13 protein-coding genes and 1 tRNA gene are annotated in these 17,848 nt (G+C 57.1%); 3 read left to right on the top strand and 11 right to left on the bottom strand.

Going from position 1 to position 17,848, the window contains the following annotated elements:
- Positions 1 to 6 precede the first annotated feature (6 nt).
- The gene (ku, locus tag RRU01S_RS01565; protein ID WP_045228495.1) at positions 7 to 798 is read right to left on the bottom strand and encodes a non-homologous end joining protein Ku; all 792 of its coding nucleotides are present in this window, start codon (positions 796 to 798) and stop codon (positions 7 to 9) included.
- 173 nt (positions 799 to 971) lie between these two features.
- Here ku and RRU01S_RS01560 point away from each other — a divergent pair, with 173 nt between their 5' ends.
- Together RRU01S_RS01560 and RRU01S_RS01555 are read left to right on the top strand one after the other, a co-directional pair.
- A complete protein-coding gene (locus RRU01S_RS01560) occupies positions 972 to 1,289 on the top strand; it encodes a hypothetical protein (RefSeq protein ID WP_045228494.1) in 318 nt (105 codons plus the stop codon).
- A 25-nt stretch (positions 1,290 to 1,314) separates the two neighbouring features.
- A complete protein-coding gene (locus RRU01S_RS01555; RefSeq protein WP_045228493.1) occupies positions 1,315 to 1,926 on the top strand; it encodes a hypothetical protein in 612 nt (203 codons plus the stop codon).
- 182 nt (positions 1,927 to 2,108) lie between these two features.
- Here RRU01S_RS01555 and RRU01S_RS01550 read toward each other — a convergent pair.
- From RRU01S_RS01550 to RRU01S_RS01520, 7 genes are all read right to left on the bottom strand, one after another.
- A tRNA-Met gene (locus tag RRU01S_RS01550) sits at positions 2,109 to 2,185 on the bottom strand.
- Positions 2,186 to 2,319: 134 nt separating this feature from the next.
- On the bottom strand, positions 2,320 to 3,516 hold the full coding sequence (gene mnmA / locus RRU01S_RS01545; protein WP_045228492.1) for a tRNA 2-thiouridine(34) synthase MnmA: 1,197 nt from the start codon (positions 3,514 to 3,516) through the stop codon (positions 2,320 to 2,322).
- A gap of 178 nt (positions 3,517 to 3,694) precedes the next feature.
- Positions 3,695 to 4,882 carry an OpgC family protein gene (locus RRU01S_RS01540; RefSeq protein WP_045228491.1) on the bottom strand — a complete coding sequence of 396 codons (1,188 nt, stop codon included), beginning with the start codon at positions 4,880 to 4,882 and terminating at the stop codon, positions 3,695 to 3,697.
- 372 nt (positions 4,883 to 5,254) lie between these two features.
- Positions 5,255 to 6,325 (bottom strand): Tim44 domain-containing protein, encoded by a 1,071-nt coding sequence (locus tag RRU01S_RS01535; RefSeq protein WP_045228738.1) that lies wholly within the window; start codon positions 6,323 to 6,325, stop codon positions 5,255 to 5,257.
- Positions 6,326 to 6,528: 203 nt separating this feature from the next.
- Positions 6,529 to 8,124 (bottom strand): phosphoglycerate dehydrogenase, encoded by a 1,596-nt coding sequence (gene serA / locus RRU01S_RS01530; protein WP_045228490.1) that lies wholly within the window; start codon positions 8,122 to 8,124, stop codon positions 6,529 to 6,531.
- A 77-nt stretch (positions 8,125 to 8,201) separates the two neighbouring features.
- Positions 8,202 to 9,380, bottom strand: a complete 1,179-nt coding sequence (locus tag RRU01S_RS01525; protein WP_045228489.1) for a phosphoserine transaminase — start codon at positions 9,378 to 9,380, stop codon at positions 8,202 to 8,204.
- 211 nt (positions 9,381 to 9,591) lie between these two features.
- Positions 9,592 to 10,398, bottom strand: coding sequence for an outer membrane protein (locus RRU01S_RS01520; RefSeq protein WP_045228488.1), 807 nt, complete (start codon positions 10,396 to 10,398; stop codon positions 9,592 to 9,594).
- Positions 10,399 to 10,944: 546 nt separating this feature from the next.
- Here RRU01S_RS01520 and RRU01S_RS01515 point away from each other — a divergent pair.
- Entirely contained in the window at positions 10,945 to 12,801 is a 1,857-nt protein-coding gene (locus tag RRU01S_RS01515; RefSeq protein ID WP_081879974.1) for a putative bifunctional diguanylate cyclase/phosphodiesterase, read from the top strand.
- Between the two features lie 55 nt (positions 12,802 to 12,856).
- On the opposite strand, the gene glmM is transcribed toward RRU01S_RS01515, so the two are convergent.
- From glmM to tilS, 3 genes are all read right to left on the bottom strand, one after another.
- A complete protein-coding gene (gene glmM / locus RRU01S_RS01510; protein WP_045228486.1) occupies positions 12,857 to 14,209 on the bottom strand; it encodes a phosphoglucosamine mutase in 1,353 nt (450 codons plus the stop codon).
- 213 nt (positions 14,210 to 14,422) lie between these two features.
- The gene (gene ftsH / locus RRU01S_RS01505; RefSeq protein ID WP_045228485.1) at positions 14,423 to 16,369 is read right to left on the bottom strand and encodes an ATP-dependent zinc metalloprotease FtsH; all 1,947 of its coding nucleotides are present in this window, start codon (positions 16,367 to 16,369) and stop codon (positions 14,423 to 14,425) included.
- A gap of 154 nt (positions 16,370 to 16,523) precedes the next feature.
- Positions 16,524 to 17,846: a tRNA lysidine(34) synthetase TilS gene (tilS, locus tag RRU01S_RS01500; protein WP_045228484.1), complete on the bottom strand. Its 1,323-nt coding sequence runs from the start codon at positions 17,844 to 17,846 to the stop codon at positions 16,524 to 16,526.
- Positions 17,847 to 17,848: the final 2 nt, after the last annotated feature.

Raw genomic sequence — 17,848 nt, 5'->3', positions numbered from 1 at the left:
AAAGGCTTAGCCTCGTTTCTCCGAAGCGAGGCTTTTCTTCAGCGCATCCATGATGTTGATGACATTACCACCGGTCTTCTTCGTCGCTTCGGATTTGCGCGGTGCAGGCGCCTTGTCCTTCTCCTTGGATTTCAGCAGCGACTTGATCTTCTTTTGAACCGTGTCCTGAACGATCGCTGGCTTCCAGGCGGTGGTGTTCTTCTCGATCCGCTTTTCCATCATGGACAAAAGCTCGGTGTCCATCTTCTTTTTCGGCTCCAGCGTGTCGATGCCCTCGCGCACCTCATCCGCATATCGCAACGTCCAAAGGATGATGCCCTTGCCGGCTGGCTCGAGCAGAACGGCATGTTCGCGACGGTAAAGAACGAGCCGCGCAATGCCAGCCACGTCATTGGCCTTCATCGCCTCACGGATCACGCCAAAGGCCTCGGCACCGATCTTGTCTTCCGGCTTTAGAAAATGCGGGCGATCATACCAGATCCAGTCGATGGAATCCTTGGGCACGAAGGTCTGCACATCGATCGTGCGGGTGCTTTCCAGCCCGACTTCATCGATCTCGTCATCTTCCAGCAGAACGAAACTGCCATCTTCTTTGGCAAACCCCTTGACCTGGTTCTTGTCTGCCACACGCCGATGCGTCGTGCTGTCGGCATAGACACTTTCGACGCGGTTTCCGGTGTTGCGGTTGAGAACGTGGAAGCGAACCTTGCCGCTTTCGGTCGTTGCGGGGGTCAGCGAAACCGCTGCGGTGACGAGAGAAAGGCGCAAATGACCTTTCCAGAATACATGACGTGGCATGGCCGCACCCTCCGTAATTGAAGGACAGATAACGGCGCCAAAGCGACATCGTTGCACCCCGTGACTGTGGCGAGCACATTTCATTTTATATGACGAATATGGAACGAATGACTCCCGACCGGGTTAGCCTACCACGGAGCCGCAGAGACTGGCCCGCATGAGAGGAAACCACCATGAACAAGATCATTCTTGCGGCAGCGCTGCTTAGCGCGTCCGCTTTTTCCGCTATGGCCCAGACCACCCCTGCACCGACAGCTGATGGCAGCACACCAGCCGTTGCCACGCCTGGCGCAAACAATGCGCCTGCTCCCGTTGAAGGCGCCAATAGCTTTACCGAAGATCAGGCCAAGACGCGCATGGAAGAATCCGGCGTTTCAGGCGTCAAGGACCTCATGAAGAACGACAAGGGCATCTGGATGGCATCAGGCATGAAGGACGGCAAGACCGTTTCTGTCGCCTTGGACTATCAGGGCAACGTCGTCGCGAAGTAACCAAAACCAATTTGAGGACGAAATCATGAAGACTGTAACTGGACTATTCGACGACCATTCCGACGCACGTGCTGCGGTCAACGCCCTTGAAGCACATGGCGTACCCTCAGGCGACATCAGCATCGTCTCAAACAACCACGGCAACGAACATCACCACGACAATGATGATTCAAAGGCCGCCGAAGGCGCTGGCACAGGTGCCGGCATTGGCGCGGTCGTCGGCGGCGCAGGTGGTCTTCTGACAGGCCTCGGGCTGATGGCCATTCCAGGCGTCGGCCCTGTCGTCGCTGCCGGCTGGCTCGCAGCCACAGCCGCAGGCGCTGTAGCCGGTGCCGTTGCCGGTGGCGCAGCAGGCGGTATCGTCGGCGCGCTGACGGGTTCTGGCGTGTCTGAAGAAGACGCACATGTCTACGCTGAAGGCGTTCGCCGCGGCGGCACCATTGTCACCGCCCGTGTCGATGAAGCTATGGTTCCTGAAGCCGAAGCCATCCTGCAACGCTCCAACTGGGTCGACCCAGCAGAACGCCGCACAGCCTACAATCAGGAAGGCTGGAAGCAGTTCGACGACACCCTCGACCCATACAACGCCGACCAGATCGCCAAGGAACGCGACCGTTATCCGCGCGCCGGTCTTTAATTACCAGCCATAGGCACACGTCTCGTCTCATGCCGAGCGTAATACCTGTGATAAGCAAGATCCAAAATCAGGTCGCCTACCAAGGCGGCCTTTTTGATTGAAGATTTGTGTCGTGCCGTGAGCAAATGCAACAGCATTCGCCGTAGCAACAAACCAAAAAATAAAACCAATTTAGAAAATAATGGTAGCGGGAGAGGGACTTGAACCCCCGACACGCGGATTATGATTCCGCTGCTCTAACCACCTGAGCTACCCCGCCACAGAGGGACGTGACAGTTTTGTAGCTGTCCGTCCATCAGGATGAGCGGCTTATAAGGTGCCGCTCCCTTTGGTGTCAAGCGCAAGATGCGCAAAAAGGATGGTTTCTGCCTTGTGACAAAAACCTGAATGGTTTCAGGCTGCAACAGGGTTTTGCAACAGCGCTTTCAGCGAGGCTTCAGCGTCTGGCGAGCGTTCCGAGCGCTCGATGAAGCCGCCGCCATAAACGCGAGCGTCTGCGCCGGGGGCGGAGTAGAGGACGCAGGCCTGGCCCGGCGCGACACCGGCCTCAGCGATGGCGAGATCGACATAAATGCCTCGGTCGTCGGCATGCAACATAGCCTCGCCGGGGGGGCGTGTGGAGCGGACTTTGGCAAAGCAGGGAAAGCCGTGACGGGCGTCGTCCAGAAGCGCGTTGTCGCCCAGCCAGTTCATGTCACGGAGATAAACGCGGTGGGTCTCCAGCGCCTCGCGTGGGCCAACGACAACGCGGCGGCCACGGGCATCGAGGTGCACGACGTAAAGTGGCTCACCAGTGGCGACACCAATGCCACGGCGCTGGCCGATGGTGTAGTGGACGATGCCATCATGACGGCCGAGCACGCGGCCATCGAGATGGACGATATCGCCCACCAGCGCGGCATTCGGCTTCAGCTTGTTGATGATATCGGTGTATTTGCCCTGCGGTACGAAACAGATGTCCTGGCTGTCGGCCTTCTTGGCAACGACGAGGCCCATCTCTTCAGCAAGCTCTCGCGTTTCAGCCTTGGAGAGACCGCCCAGCGGAAACCGCAGATAATCGATCTGCTCCTGCGTGGTGGCAAACAGGAACCAGCTTTGGTCGCGGTCGCTATCGATGGGGCGATAGAGCGCGCGGCGGTTGGGATGGCCGGGCACGGGGTTGAGCCGCGAGCGAATGTAGTGGCCGGTCGCCAGCGCATCGGCTCCCAGTTCCTGCGCGGTAGCGAGGAGATCGGCAAACTTGACCGTCTGGTTGCACGCAACACAAGGCACCGGCGTTTCGCCCATGGCGTAAGCTTCTGCGAATGGGTTGATCACTGTCTCGCGAAAGCGGGCTTCGTAATCCAGCACATAATGGGGAATACCGAGCGTCTCGCAAACGCGACGCGCATCATCGATGTCCTGTCCTGCGCAGCAGGAGCCCGCGCGGTGGACGGCAGCGCCATGGTCATAGAGCTGAAGGGTAATGCCGAGGACATCATAACCCTCGCGCTTGAGAATGCCTGCAACCACCGACGAATCCACGCCGCCGGACATGGCGACGACAATGCGGGTGTCTTCCGGCTTCTTATCAAAGTCGAGCGTGTTCACGTGTTTTCCAATCGTCAGTCATACCGGGGTTCAAGGCCCCGCCGCCTGTCGTATCCAGCTTGCCGCTAAGCATTAAGCCAGATTTTTCAGGCCTGCATATAGAAACAAATGCGCCAACACGCAAGTAGAGGGCGACAGGGCCGCCCTCTACCGATTGGAAAATCAGATTGTGTGAGCCTTAGGCGCCAGCTGTCTTCTGGCCGCTGCCGATCCACTTGTCCCGCTCACGCCACAGGGCAGGAAGAGCAAGCATCGCAACGCCCACCAGCGCAATGATGGTCTTTTCGAACTGCGTCAACTCTGCGGTGCGGCCATCGAGATAGTAGATGCCGTAAACGATAGCCACGTGCCAGACATAGACCTGAAGCGAGTGGCGACCCAGAAGCTGAAGGAACTTCAGCGACAGGACCCAGATGACGGCAGCTGCGGCCTTCTGAACCAGCGGATTGTGATGCTTTGGACCTGCAATCAGCAACCAGGTCAAGCCAACGGCAACGGCCAGGAAGTTAATGAGGTAAACGGGGCCAAAGTCGGCACGGATTTCCATTGTCGAGAACTTGCCTAGCATGAATTCCGGCATCAGGTTCCAGGCCGTTGCGATACGCAAGGGCACGAAGAACAGGCAGACCAAAAGCGCGGCCTTGGGAATCCAGCTACGCTCCGGCGAGAAAATCTTCGTCCAGGCGATTTTGTTCTGCGCCGTCATAGCGCCCATGACCAGTGCCGAATAGAACACCAACTGCCAGCCGAACAGATTGAAGCTGACGCGAATCCCCTGCTCATCGGCACCCTTGACGAGTTCGTTGACGGGCGTGGTGAACAGCTGCTGCAAACCGAGCTGACCTGCCATCCACACCAGCAGCGAACCGGCCATGACATAGGCCCACTTGCCGTCAAGGCAGAGCTTCACCAGCAGCGGCGCAAAGATCATGTAAACGATATACTGCGGCAGGATATCCATGAAGGTTGGCTGGAACAGGAAGGTGGCGATTGCAGCCAGACGCAGCGGATCGTCAAACGATGTCATGCCGAGCCAGTTGTACCAGATGTAAGGCGCATGAGGGATGACCATGCGCGCGAAGAGCACCGCGATGACGAGCCCCATCGCATATTTGTAGAGCTCTAGCGCACGGCTCCAGATCATATCGCGACCGGCTTCATAACCGTACTTCATCATCTTGCGCGCATAGACCATGCCGATCAGCAGGCCAGACAGGAACACGAAACCTTGCGCGTCTTCAACGAATGCAAGCTGTCTATGGTTGATTTCCATCAGCCATAGACCGCCTGCAAAAACGAGGTGGTTGATAAGCATGAAGACGAGGAAATATCCGCGCATTCCATCGATCAGGTCGAAGCGTTTCATCGTGCTTGCTCTCCGTACTCGCAGGAACCTTACGAGCAAAGGTTGCCTGATCCGATTGAGTGGATGGTTCTTGGGGTACCATCCGAACTTGGATCGTGAACGCGGTTTTCAAGATCCGGTTCCGCCAAAAAACGCGTTTTGATGCTCGCGTCAGTTTCACATTGCTGTGTTCCGCCCTTGGTTAGACGGATTTGACTGAACGTTATATGAATAGAAAAAGGTGATTGCGTGGATGAACTGCGGCGAGCAACAACAAAGGCTTGGCGACCAAAAGGCCACACGCCCTGCCCTGCAAGGCGTTCGCAAAAGAGAAGGCTGGTGCAGAACACAGTCTGCACCAGCCACAATTCCCGCGAGATTGTTTAAAGACGATCAGGCAGCTTCCTGGATCGCGGCAACCTGCCATTCCGCCTGGCCGTTGCGGACGAACGTCCACAGCTCGACTGATTCTTCCGGCTCGTGTTCGTTGCCCTGAACGATCTTGCCGGTGTTGCGGTCACGCATGACGTCGATGGCGGAGTAGCGCATCGCGACGGTGGCGTAATCCTTGCCCTCTTCATGCCAGGCCTCGGCAACGTCTCCCTGCAACAGCGTCACATCCCGAACGTCGTTCTTCACGCCGCTGGTGGCGTTGTCGCTCAGTTCCTCGGCCAGATAGGACATGGCCTCTGGCGTGGTCAGCTTGCGCAGCGTGCCGTAATCTTCAGCGGCGTAGGCAGCCTGAACGTTTTGCAGCGTCTTCTGGAAAGTTTCCAGATCAACCGGTGTTACGCCGATCTCGTCGCCTTGCGAAACCGCATTTTCATGCGGTACCGCCTTGGGTGCCGAAGACGCGGCAGCAGCCGATGCACCTGCAACGGCGCCCGCCTTGGAGCCCATCTGGGGGATTTTGAACCCACCCGTCGAACCATGATTGGTCTGCGGCGCGGAATAATCATTGCGCGCCGAACCGTTGCCCGCTGCACCACCAAAGGCTGGCTTGCCCTGACGTCGCGATGCGAAGAAACGCATGGCCAGCATAATGAGACCGCCAATAAGAAGACCCTGGATCAACAGGCCGAAGAAACCGGCCATGCCGCCAAAGCCACCGCCCATGAGCATGCCGAACAGACCACCCATCAGCAAGCCGCCCATGAGACCACCCATCATGCCACCGAACATACCACGGCTCTGCTGCGGTGCCTGCGCGTTTGGACGTGCGGGCTGCGCTGCGCCGGGCTGTGTCGCCTGGTTGGTGTTCGGTGTCATGCTGCGGTTAATCGGCGCAGACTGGCCAGGAGCCGTGTTGGTTGTCGGTGGCGCAGAAAAGGTCCGCGTGCCACGGCTGCCAAATCCACCGCTCGCGCGTCTGGCCTCGGCCATATCCACGGCAATGAATGAAACGGCGATGCCCAGCGCGGCAACCGCAAACAAACCCCTAAAGCGCCTTATGGCAGCAAACATCGTCTTCTCCTGTTGCACCGCCCTCCCATTGAGCGGCTCTTGAACGTCGATATAGCAACTATGGATCATCATTTTTAGGGGAATAGTATAAAAATTTTCGTGATATGCAACCATAGATAAACATCTGACCATAAACACAAAAAACCCGGCACAGGATTTCTCCTGTACCGGGTGATTCTATCACCGAAATGACTGAAATCAGCTCAGTCGATATTGAAGGACAGCGACTTGACCTGACGGATGGCCGGGTTGGCGCGCAACTTGTCCAACACGTCCTCGGACACAGGACCATCGACATAAAGAAGCGCGATGGCATCGCCGCTTTCCTTTTCACGGCCTAGCTGGAAGTTGGCGATGTTGACACCCGCCTCACCCAAAGTGATCCCCATGAAGCCGATCATGCCGGGAACGTCGGTGTTGGTGATGTAGATCATGTGCTGACCGACATCGGCATCCATGTTGATGTTCTTGATCTGGATGAAGCGCGCCTTGCCATCCGAAAACACCGTACCGGCAACAGAGCGAACCTGATTTTCGGTCTTCACGGTCAGCTTGATGAAGCCGTCGTAAACGCCGGTCTTGTCGCGCTTGATTTCGGAAAGGATGATACCCTTTTCCTTGATCATGACAGGCGCGGAAACCATGTTGACGTCAGCCACCTGTGGGCGGATGAGACCGGCCAGCAGTGCCGATGTCAGCGCCTTGGTGTTCATGTTGGCGGTGGCGCCATCATAGAGGATTTCGATTTCCTTGGTGGCGCTTTCCTGTACCTGACCGACGAAGGAGCCGAGAACGTCCGCCAGCTTGATGAAGGGCTTCAAGCGTGGAGCTTCGTCAGCCGTGATCGACGGCATGTTGATGGCGTTGGAAACCGCACCCTTGACGAGGTAATCCGACATCTGTTCGGCAACCTGAAGCGCCACGTTTTCCTGAGCTTCCGTTGTGGAGGCGCCAAGGTGTGGCGTGCAAACCACGTTTGGCAGGCCAAACAGCGGGCTTTCGGTCGCAGGCTCGACTTCGAACACGTCGAAACCGGCACCAGCGACATGGCCGGACTTGATGGCGTCGGCGAGCGCTGCCTCATCCACCAGACCGCCACGGGCGCAGTTGATGATGCGGACGCCGGGCTTGGTCTTTGCAAGGTTTTCAGCGCCCAGAATGCCGCGTGTCTTGTCGGTCATCGGTACGTGCAGCGTGATGAAATCGGCCTGGGCGAGCAATTCGTCCAACTCGACCTTGGTCACACCCATTTCCTGCGCGCGCTCTGGCGAGAGGAAGGGGTCATAGGCCAGGACGTTCATCTTGAGGCCGATGGCGCGCGAGCACACGATGCCGCCGATGTTGCCCGCACCGATGACGCCCAGCGTCTTGCCGGTGATTTCGACACCCATAAACTTGGATTTTTCCCACTTGCCAGCCTGCGTGGAAGCATCCGCTGCAGGAAGCTGGCGGGCAACGGCGAACATCAGCGCAATGGCATGTTCGGCCGTCGTGATGGAGTTGCCGAAGGGCGTGTTCATCACGATGATGCCGCGGCGCGACGCGGCTGGAATATCCACGTTATCGACGCCGATACCGGCGCGACCGATGACCTTGAGGTTGGTGGCGGCTTCGATCAGCTTTTCCGTTGCCTTGGTGGCGGAACGGATGGCCAAGCCATCGTAGTTGCCGATGATTTCGGCCAGCTTGTCCTTATCCTTGCCAAGCTTCGGCTGGAAATCAACGTCTACGCCGCGATCACGGAAAATCTGGACGGCGGTTTCCGACAGTTCGTCAGATACGAGTACGCGAGGTGCCATGGTGTGGGCTCCTTGAAAATGGGTTTATTCTTGAGAATGAGGCATGAGCGGCCCTGCCGTGGCAGGGCCGGAATCAATCAGGCGGCAGCCTTGAAGGTCGCAGCCTTCTGCGTTTCGAATGCCCACTTCAGCCAAGGCATGACAGCCTTCATATCAGCTGTCTCGATGGTAGCACCGGCCCAAATGCGAAGACCGGATGGAGCATCGCGGTACGCACCGATGTCCAGCGCGACGTTTTCCTTTTCGAGAAGGGCAACCATGCCCTTGGCGAAATCGGCTTGGGCTGCAGTATCAAGAGCGGCAACATCCTTGCAGACGATCTTGAGGCAAACTGACGTGTTGGAACGCGTTTCGTCAACAACAGCCAGATTGGCGATCCAGTTATGTTCGGCCACGAAGTCGAAGATAACTTTCGCATTGGCATCCGCACGGGCCATGAGGGCGTTCAGACCACCGAGGTTCTTCGCCCACAGCAGCGCATCGATATAGTCTTCGACGCACAACATGGACGGCGTGTTGATGGTTTCGCCGGTGAAGATGCCTTCGATCAGCTTGCCGCCGGATGTCATGCGGAAAATCTTCGGCAAAGGCCAAGCCGGTACATAAGTCGTCAGACGCTCGACAGCGCGTGGCGACAGAATGATGACGCCGTGGCCGCCCTCGCCGCCCAGAACCTTCTGCCAGGAGAAGGTCACGACGTCGAGCTTGGAGAAGTCCATGTCCTGCGCAAATGCGGCAGATGTCGCATCGCAGATGGTCAGACCCTTGCGATCAGCAGGAATGAAATCGGCGTTTGGAACGCGAACACCCGATGTGGTGCCGTTCCAGGTAAAGACCACGTCACGGTCGAAATCGATGGTGGAAAGGTCAGGCAGAACGCCGTAGTCGGCTTCTACTCTGCGCACGTCCTTCAGCTTCAGCTGCTTGACGACATCGGTCACCCAACCGGCACCGAAGCTTTCCCACGCAACCATGTCGACGCCGCGTTCGCCAAGCAGCGACCACAGAGCCATTTCAACGGCGCCGGTGTCGGATGCGGGAACGATACCGATGCGATAATCGGCAGGAACGTTCAGGACTTCGCGGGTGAGATCGATGGCCTGCTTGAGCTTGGCTTTGCCAACCTTGGCGCGATGCGAGCGACCGAGCGGCGCATCAGCGAGAGCTTCGAGCGACCAACCGGGGCGCTTCGAGCAGGGACCAGAAGAGAAATGCGTATTGCCCGGACGGGTGTCCGGCTTCATTATATCTGTCATTTGACTATCCTTCCAGATAGGCGCTCCACGTTAGGGTGGAGTGTCCTGACAGCGTTGCTATTTGTCTCAGCTCTCGCCGTCAAGTGGAATGTGTCGCAAGCGACAAGAAACCTGCTCCATCTGCGGCATGATGTGGAACATCACCCAAAAGCAAAACCGCCCGCATCCATCGTGGATACGGGCGGTCATTTATAAATCCAAAGCGTGACGCTTATTTGTAAACGGCTGGCTGAAGCGGAATATCGGCTGGCGGAATATACTGTGCCGTATCGCAACCGTTGAAGACGTAGCGGCCACCAAGGCGAACTTCATGCGATGTCAAACCCTTGTCGTGTCCTGAGCTGACAGCACCACGACCACCAAACATTTCACCGCTGCCGATTTGACGGAAGCGATAACCAACGTCGGCCTTGAGATTGCATGTCACGTCAATGGATGCGCCGGCCATCAATGCATAGGCAAAGCGCCAATCGCCCTTACCTTCAAACTCGCAGCAACCGCTGTCCAGTTTGACAGTATCCCATTTCACATGCGCTCCACCGATACCTGCACCCAGATAAGGGGTGATGCGACCGTATGTTCCTAGATCGACATAGGCGTTGGCCAACAAGCTGTAGGCACGCAGGGACGAGCGGAAATTATCGACGCCACCGCCTGCCGCACTTGCTTGACCGCGAAAGTCCGATTTCGCCATGTAGTCGAACGTCAGGTCTGTACGCAGGTAATTGTTGATCTGATAACCAGCACCCGCGCCGAAGAGGAAACTGTCATCCGCATCGGTTCTGGAGGAGCGGATCAGGGTGTTTGTTCCGCCAGCAGCGCGGCTAAACTCGAAGCTACGCGATTTGTTGAACGAATATCCAACATCACCACGAAGGTACCAGCCGCTGGCTTCCTGAACAGCGACTTCAGGTGCCTGATCGACAAATGCCGGTGGCGGCTCTTGGTAGACGTCAGCGGCGAAGGCAGTGTGGCATGCCATCAAAGCGGCAACAATACCGATCAGACTCTTCTTCATGATTGCGGCTCCATAAAAGGTAGAGGCGACCTGCGCGGCATACCTGTTAAATTCTTCATGTATGAAATCTGAAGGAAAATGGTTAAATCACTCTTAATATTGGAGATAACCATGTCCCGATTATTAATGAGACGGTTGAATATTGACTGAAGTGCACGACCATACTTGCACGACAACCCAGCAAACGCGCGCATTGCGGGCATATGGTCGTTTGCCGCAATTTTTATGAGAATGAATATTTATATATAATAATGTTTCGTTAGCTAATATTTTTGCGTCTATTTCAACATTGACGAGATATCGTCAGTATAGACTACGTAAACCACATGATACGGCAAGATCTGAGGCCAGCCGTGACGGGCTGTTCTTCGAATATCCATCTCCGGACCGAAACGCCCCGTTTCCAAGGAAACGTTGTCAAATCTGCTGAGAATTTCTTACCTTTTGGGCACGACGTTGAACCACATTCTCGAATTTCTGCGAATTCCAGATCATAACCCTGAATTGCTGAAAGCCAAGTATCGCGCTTTCTGCAGACAGATGCCGATGATGTACTTCATTCTTATTTCGAGTACATGGGCACTCGCAGCCACGCATCTATCCGTCGCTCCGCTTTCATTGACAGTGGTCGTCCCCTCGTTTTTTACATTGGTCAGCATCGTCAGGGTTCTCTTCTGGTGGAAATCGCGTGATCACAGCCCGCCAGCCAGCGAGGCGCTCTCGGCATTGAAAAGAACGCAGCGCCTTGCCATCGTCATTGCCAGTGCCTTTACGCTCTGGTCTCTTCTTCTGTACCCTTACGGCAATGCCTATCAGCAATCCCACATCGCCTTTTACATGGCCATCACGGTCATTTCCTGCATCTTCTGCCTCATGCATGTGCGCTCTGCGGCCTTTGTCGTCGCGGTCATCGTCAATGGCACCTTCATCGTGTTCTTTGCCACTTCCAGCCAGCCTACATTCATCGCGATTGCCATCAATGTTCTCTTGGTCAGCTTTGGCATGCTGGCTGTGCTGATGGTGAATTACGGCAATTTCGAACGAATGATCATCGCGCAACAGCAAACGGAAGCGCTCAGCAACGAGAACCTTCGGCTGGCCAATATCGATAGCCTGACGGGGCTGCCAAACCGCCGGGCTTTCTTCCATCATCTGGCGGAAGCCTTTGAAAACGCAAAAGCCGGGAACCAACGGCTGGCAGTCGGCGTAATCGATCTAGACGGCTTCAAACCCGTCAATGATCTCTACGGACACTCGACCGGCGACAGACTGCTGGTGGACGTGAGCAATCGTCTCGGTTGGCTTTTCTCAGCCTCGGACATGTTCCTGTCGCGTCTGGGCGGCGACGAGTTCGCCTTTGTCATCTCGGATGTGGCCGATGACCACGACATCGTTGGCGATGGCAATCGCATGTGCGACCAACTACGCTCACCCTTCGACCTTCCCGATGCCACGATCATGATCTCCGGCTCCATTGGCATCGCCGTTTTCCCGGATTTGGCTTCCTCGCCCGAAGAACTGTTCGACCGTGCCGATTACGCGCTTTACAACGGCAAACGGCGAAAGCGCGGCAACAGCACGCTTTTCACCGAGCAGCACGTGGCAGAAATTCACCGCGATGCGCGCATAGAACAGACGCTGAAGCAGGCAGACCTCACCGCCGAGCTCTCCACCGTCTTTCAGCCAATCGTCGATATCGCGCAGCATAGAACGACAGGCTTCGAGGCCCTGGCGCGCTGGAACAGCCCCTATCTGGGCCAGATCTCACCTGGTCTGTTCATCCCCATTGCTGAACGCGCTGGCATCATTGGCAGTCTCACGCGCCCGCTCCTGAAAAAAGCACTCGAAGCGGCCATCAGATGGCCGGGCGATATCCGGTTGTCGTTCAATCTATCGGCGCAGGATTTGAACAGCTCGGACGCTGTCATTGGCATTATCGCCATCATCGAGACCAGTGGTTTTCCCGCATCGCGCCTTGATCTCGAAATCACCGAAACGGCCTTTATCCACGATACGCGTCAGGCGCGGCAATCGGTGGAGATGCTGAGACAAATCGGATGCGGTATTTCCCTGGATGATTTCGGCACCGGATATTCCAGCCTGACATCGCTCCATTCGCTGCCGCTCACCAAGATCAAGATCGACCACAGCTTCGTACACGAAGTGCAGAGCAATCCCGCCAGCTACAAGATCGTCAAATCCGTTCTGATCCTCAGCCGCGAGATGGGGCTGGACACGATTGTCGAAGGCGTTGAAACCGCCGAGCAGATGGCGGTCATCCGAAATCTCGGCGCCAATTTGGTGCAGGGATATTTCTTCTCCCGCCCGATGGGAGAGAACGACATCGCCGATTTCCTCTGTACCGAGGCCACGGCCAGAGCCTCCGAAGCGCTGGCATCCTGACACACCAAAGAAAAGGCCAGCATCTCTGCTGGCCTGGAATTTCATAGATTTATTATCAAGCCGCCGTCTTGGCGTTCGATATCACACCGACGAGATCGTTGACGATGCGCTCGACCTGCGCGCTATCGTCACCTTCCGCCATAACGCGGATAAGCGGTTCTGTGCCAGACGGTCGGATGACCAGACGGCCATTGTTGGCAAGCGCAGATTCGGCGTCGGCAATGGCCTGCTTGACCACCGGATTTTCCAGCGGCTTACCACCGGAAACACGAACGTTCTTCAGCAATTGCGGCACCGGCTCGAACTTGCGGCAGACTTCGCTGACCGTGAGGCCGGAACGCTTGACGCGTGCCAGAACCTGAAGTGCTGCCACCAGCCCGTCGCCGGTCGTGCCGTAATCCGACAGAACGATATGGCCCGACTGCTCGCCGCCCACGTTGAAATCATTGTTGCGCATGTGCTCGACCACGTAACGGTCGCCCACCTTGGTGCGCGCAAGCGTCAGACCCTTGTCATCCAGGAAGCGCTCGAGGCCCAGGTTGGACATGACGGTGGCCACGATACCGCCGCCACGCAAAATATTGTCATCGGCCCAGCTGGCGGCAATCGTTGCCATCAACTGGTCGCCATCAACGATCTGGCCGCGCTCGTCCACGATGATGACGCGGTCGGCATCGCCATCCAGCGCGATACCGATGTCGGCGCGAACTTCATGCACCTTCTTTTGCAGGGCATCGGGATGGGTCGAGCCGCATTCAAAATTGATGTTGGTGCCATTAGGCTCGTTACCGATCGTCACGACCTCAGCGCCCAATTCCCAAAGGGCGGCGGGGGCAACCTTGTAGGCGGCACCGTTGGCGCAATCGATGGCGATCCTCAGACCGCTCAATGTGACGTCGCGTGGCAGCGTGCGCTTGACGAATTCGATATAGCGATAAATGTCGCCATCCACGCGCTTGGCGCGACCAATCTCGTGCGGCTTTGCCAGCTGCGCATAGATATCCCGATCGAGCAACTCTTCGATTTCAAGCTCAAGCTCGTCGGACAATTTGTAACCATCAGGCCCGAACAGCTTAATGCCATTGTCTGAAAAAGGGTTGTGGGACGCGGAGATCATCACGCCGATATCCGCGCGAAGCGAACGCGTCAGCATGGCAACGGCAGGCGTTGGGATCGGGCCGAGCAGAAACACGTCGAGCCCGGCCGCGGTGAAACCGGCCACGAGCGCGTTTTCCAGCATGTAACCGGACAGACGTGTATCCTTGCCGATAACGACGCGGTGGCGGTGCTGGCCACGCCGGAAGATCGTACCGACCGCGATACCGACGCGCATGGCCAAATCCGGCGTCATCGGGAAGACATTGGATTGCCCGCGAATACCATCGGTTCCGAAATAGCGACGTGTCATAGGAGCTCCAGATGTTGTCACGGATGCCAGGCGCAACCATGTGCGCGACACCCATTTCCCGCTCAATGCCATAAAAGGCAGCCGACAGCACGTCAATTACCGCGAACAGCCAATATATGTTGTTACCAATTAAGTCATGCGCAGCAAAGCGCGCTGAAACGCAAAAGGGCCGCCCATGACGGACGGCCCTCAAACACTTGAAAGGTCAAGCAATCAGTGCGGTTGCGGCTCCATGCCGCCTTCCGCCTCACCACCATCCTTGGCTTCGCTCGGGCCGTCCTTCTTGGTGCCAGCCTTCGGCACCGCAGAGCCACGACCGCTTGGCGAATCATCGCCCAGATCACGCGAAGGCTTTTCGCCACGGATCAGCGCCTTGATTTCTTCGCCGGTCAGCGTTTCATATTCCAAAAGACCTTCTGCGATAGCAACGAAGCCATCGTGATTTTCGGTCAGAATCCGACGCGCTTCGGTATAGGCTTCATCGATCAGACGACGCACTTCCGTGTCGATCGTCTGCGCCGTGGCTTCAGACACGTTCTTGGACTGCGAAACGGAGTGACCGAGGAACACTTCCTGCTGGTTTTCACCATAGGCAACCTGGCCCAGAGCGTCGGAGAAGCCCCACTGCGTCACCATCGCACGGGCGAGCTTGGTGGCCTGCTCGATATCGGACGATGCGCCCGACGTGATGTTTTCCTTGCCGAAGGTCAGTTCTTCCGCGACACGGCCACCCATCATGATGACGAGACGCGACACCATCCACTTGTAGCTCATGGAATAGCGGTCGCCTTCCGGCAACTGCATGACCATGCCAAGTGCACGACCACGCGGAATGATCGTTGCCTTGTGCAACGGATCGGCAACCGGGACCTTCAGAGCCGTAATCGCGTGACCGGCTTCGTGATAGGCCGTCAGCTTCTTTTCGGCTTCGGTCATGGCGGACGAGCGGCGCTCAGCACCCATCATGATCTTGTCCTTGGCGTCTTCGAATTCCGCCATGGTCACGACGCGCTTGTTCCGACGCGCAGCCATCAGCGCAGCTTCGTTGACCAAGTTCATGAGGTCGGCACCGGAGAAACCTGGTGTGCCGCGCGCCAGAACCTTGAGATCGACATTCGGAGCCAGCGGTACGTTGCGGGCATGAACCTTCAGAATGCGCTCACGACCGACGATATCCGGGTTAGGAACGACGACCTGACGGTCGAAGCGGCCCGGACGCAACAGCGCAGGGTCAAGAACGTCGGGGCGGTTGGTCGCAGCGATCAGGATGATGCCCTCATTCGCCTCGAAGCCGTCCATTTCGACCAGCAACTGGTTCAGCGTCTGCTCGCGCTCATCGTTACCGCCGCCAAGACCAGCACCGCGATGGCGACCAACGGCGTCGATTTCGTCGATGAAAATAATGCAAGGTGCGTTTTTCTTCGCCTGCTCGAACATGTCACGAACGCGGCTTGCACCGACGCCGACGAACATTTCCACGAAGTCAGAACCCGAGATGGTGAAGAACGGCACATTGGCTTCACCCGCAACGGAGCGTGCCAGCAGCGTCTTACCCGTACCGGGAGGGCCGACAAGCAGAACGCCGCGCGGAATTTTGCCGCCCAGACGCTGGAATTTCTGCGGGTCGCGCAGGAATTCCACAATCTCTTCCAGATCCTGCTTGGCTTCGTCCACGCCTGCGACATCGTCGAACGTGACGCGGCCATGCGCTTCCGTCAGAAGCTTGGCCTTTGATTTGCCAAAGCCCATCGCGCCTCGCGAACCGCCCTGCATCTGGCGCATGAAGAACAACCAGACACCGAGAATGAGGAACATCGGCAACAGCGTGCCGAGGTAGCTCAGGAATCCAGAGGACCCATCGCTTTCCGGACGCGCATTGATGCTGACATTCTTGCTCTGAAGACGCTCCATCAGGGCATCGTCGATCACAGGCGAGTAGGTCTGAAAGGCCGTATTGCTTTCGGTGTAGGTGCCGAGAACGCGGTTGCCGGTGACAGTCACTTCGCGGACACGGCCCGCATCGACATCACTCAGGAACTGCGAATAGGGGATCTCTCGTGACGCCGATTGCGACGGCGATGTCTGGAACATGCTGAACAAGGCAATCAGCAACAGAGCGATCACTGCCCACAAGGCGAAATTTCTAAAATTTGGGTTCATCGAACTCCCCGAACTGCAACGGGCAAATGTGCGCCCGCCATTATGTTGCCCCTAACATAAGGAGGACAGTTGCCGTTGCCAAGGCAGGCAAGGATATCAGTTGCGATTTGAGGTAAAAACTCTGCGAAAAATCCGGTTTACCGGCTTTGCGCCCTCAAACAGGCGGTAGCGGATAGGCAGACCGGCCGAGAAGCCTTGCAATGGCGCTCGCCAATTGGACATCAAATCGCGGAAGGAAAAGGTCATACGGCGCAAGCCGTGGGGTCACAGTGATATCAGCCGGCGTCTCCACCGACCAATCGCCCCCTGCCCCGATAAAGACCGGCATCGCCTGCGCCGCACGTTTGGCAACCCCTGGCGGAACTGATGATACGAAATCGATGGACATAGCGACAGGTGCCGCGCCAAATCCGCGCACCGCGATATCTGCAAGAGAATCATTGCTGATATCGAACCGTTCATCCCAGATAGCGCTGGTTCCTGCGGGAATGGTAACGCTGAGAATGCCTCTGTTCTCGCGCATCAGATAAAGCGCGTCCTTGCGTCTATCGAAGACAACGCGGCTCGCCGTCACCCGTCCCAACGCGCCACTCATGACAAAAGCCAGGACCTTGTCCATACTGGCAGCCCCCAGAGCAAACCGCCGCCCACCGATGACGCAGGCCAGAGCGGAAAGCGCATATCGAAGCGTCGTCGGGTCTTGCGTCAAACTCTCAGCATCGAGCGCAACAAGCCCGTGGCCACAGGATGCCGCATATCGTTCAATCAGTTGCGCCGCATCTGATGACAGCATCGATCGGTTGATTGATTGATCAATCAACACCCCTTGAGCGTCCACGGAGCCGTTGCGCACCTGCACCCGCTCATATTTCGCGTCGTCATTACTAGGGTCGTCATACCAGGATTGGCCCTTGGCAAGGAGGAAGTCGCGGATATCCTGTCGGGTGACATTCAGAAAGGGCCGTATCATCCAGTAGCGCGCATCGTAGAGCACCGCATCGGCCATGCCCGCAAGGCCGAGATTGTCCTGCCGCTCGCTTCTGGCACCGCGCATCGCAATCGTTTCCTGTTGGTCACCCCATGTGTGGCCAACGACGACCATGTCGGCACCAATTTCACCCGCGACGGCTCCAATCAGCGCATATCGTGCTAGCCGCGCCGCCGCCGACAGTCCCGTTGCGGGCTTTGGATCGTCCCAACGACGAAGGTGATGAAGAATAGCAAGCGTCGCACAAAGGCTAGCCACACCTTGCGCCTCATCCGCTGATTCGGCACGAAGCGCGTGGTCGATGGTGACAGCGTGAAGAGAGATATCATGCCTGGCCGCATCCTGGACAGCCTGATGCAGCGCCACCAGCAATCCGGTGGAATCGCTACCGCCTGAAATGGCGACGAGAACAGTGGATGGCTTTGAAATTTTCTGAATGAAACGCCGGGCAGCCTCAAGGGGCGCGATCGGGCTCAAGGGAAACGACATAT

The sequence above is a fragment of the Agrobacterium rubi TR3 = NBRC 13261 genome (assembly GCF_000739935.1).
GTDB classification, from domain to species: domain Bacteria; phylum Pseudomonadota; class Alphaproteobacteria; order Rhizobiales; family Rhizobiaceae; genus Agrobacterium; species Agrobacterium rubi.
The sequence above is the reverse complement of the archived record's forward strand: the minus strand, read 5'-3'. Positions and strand labels throughout refer to the sequence as shown.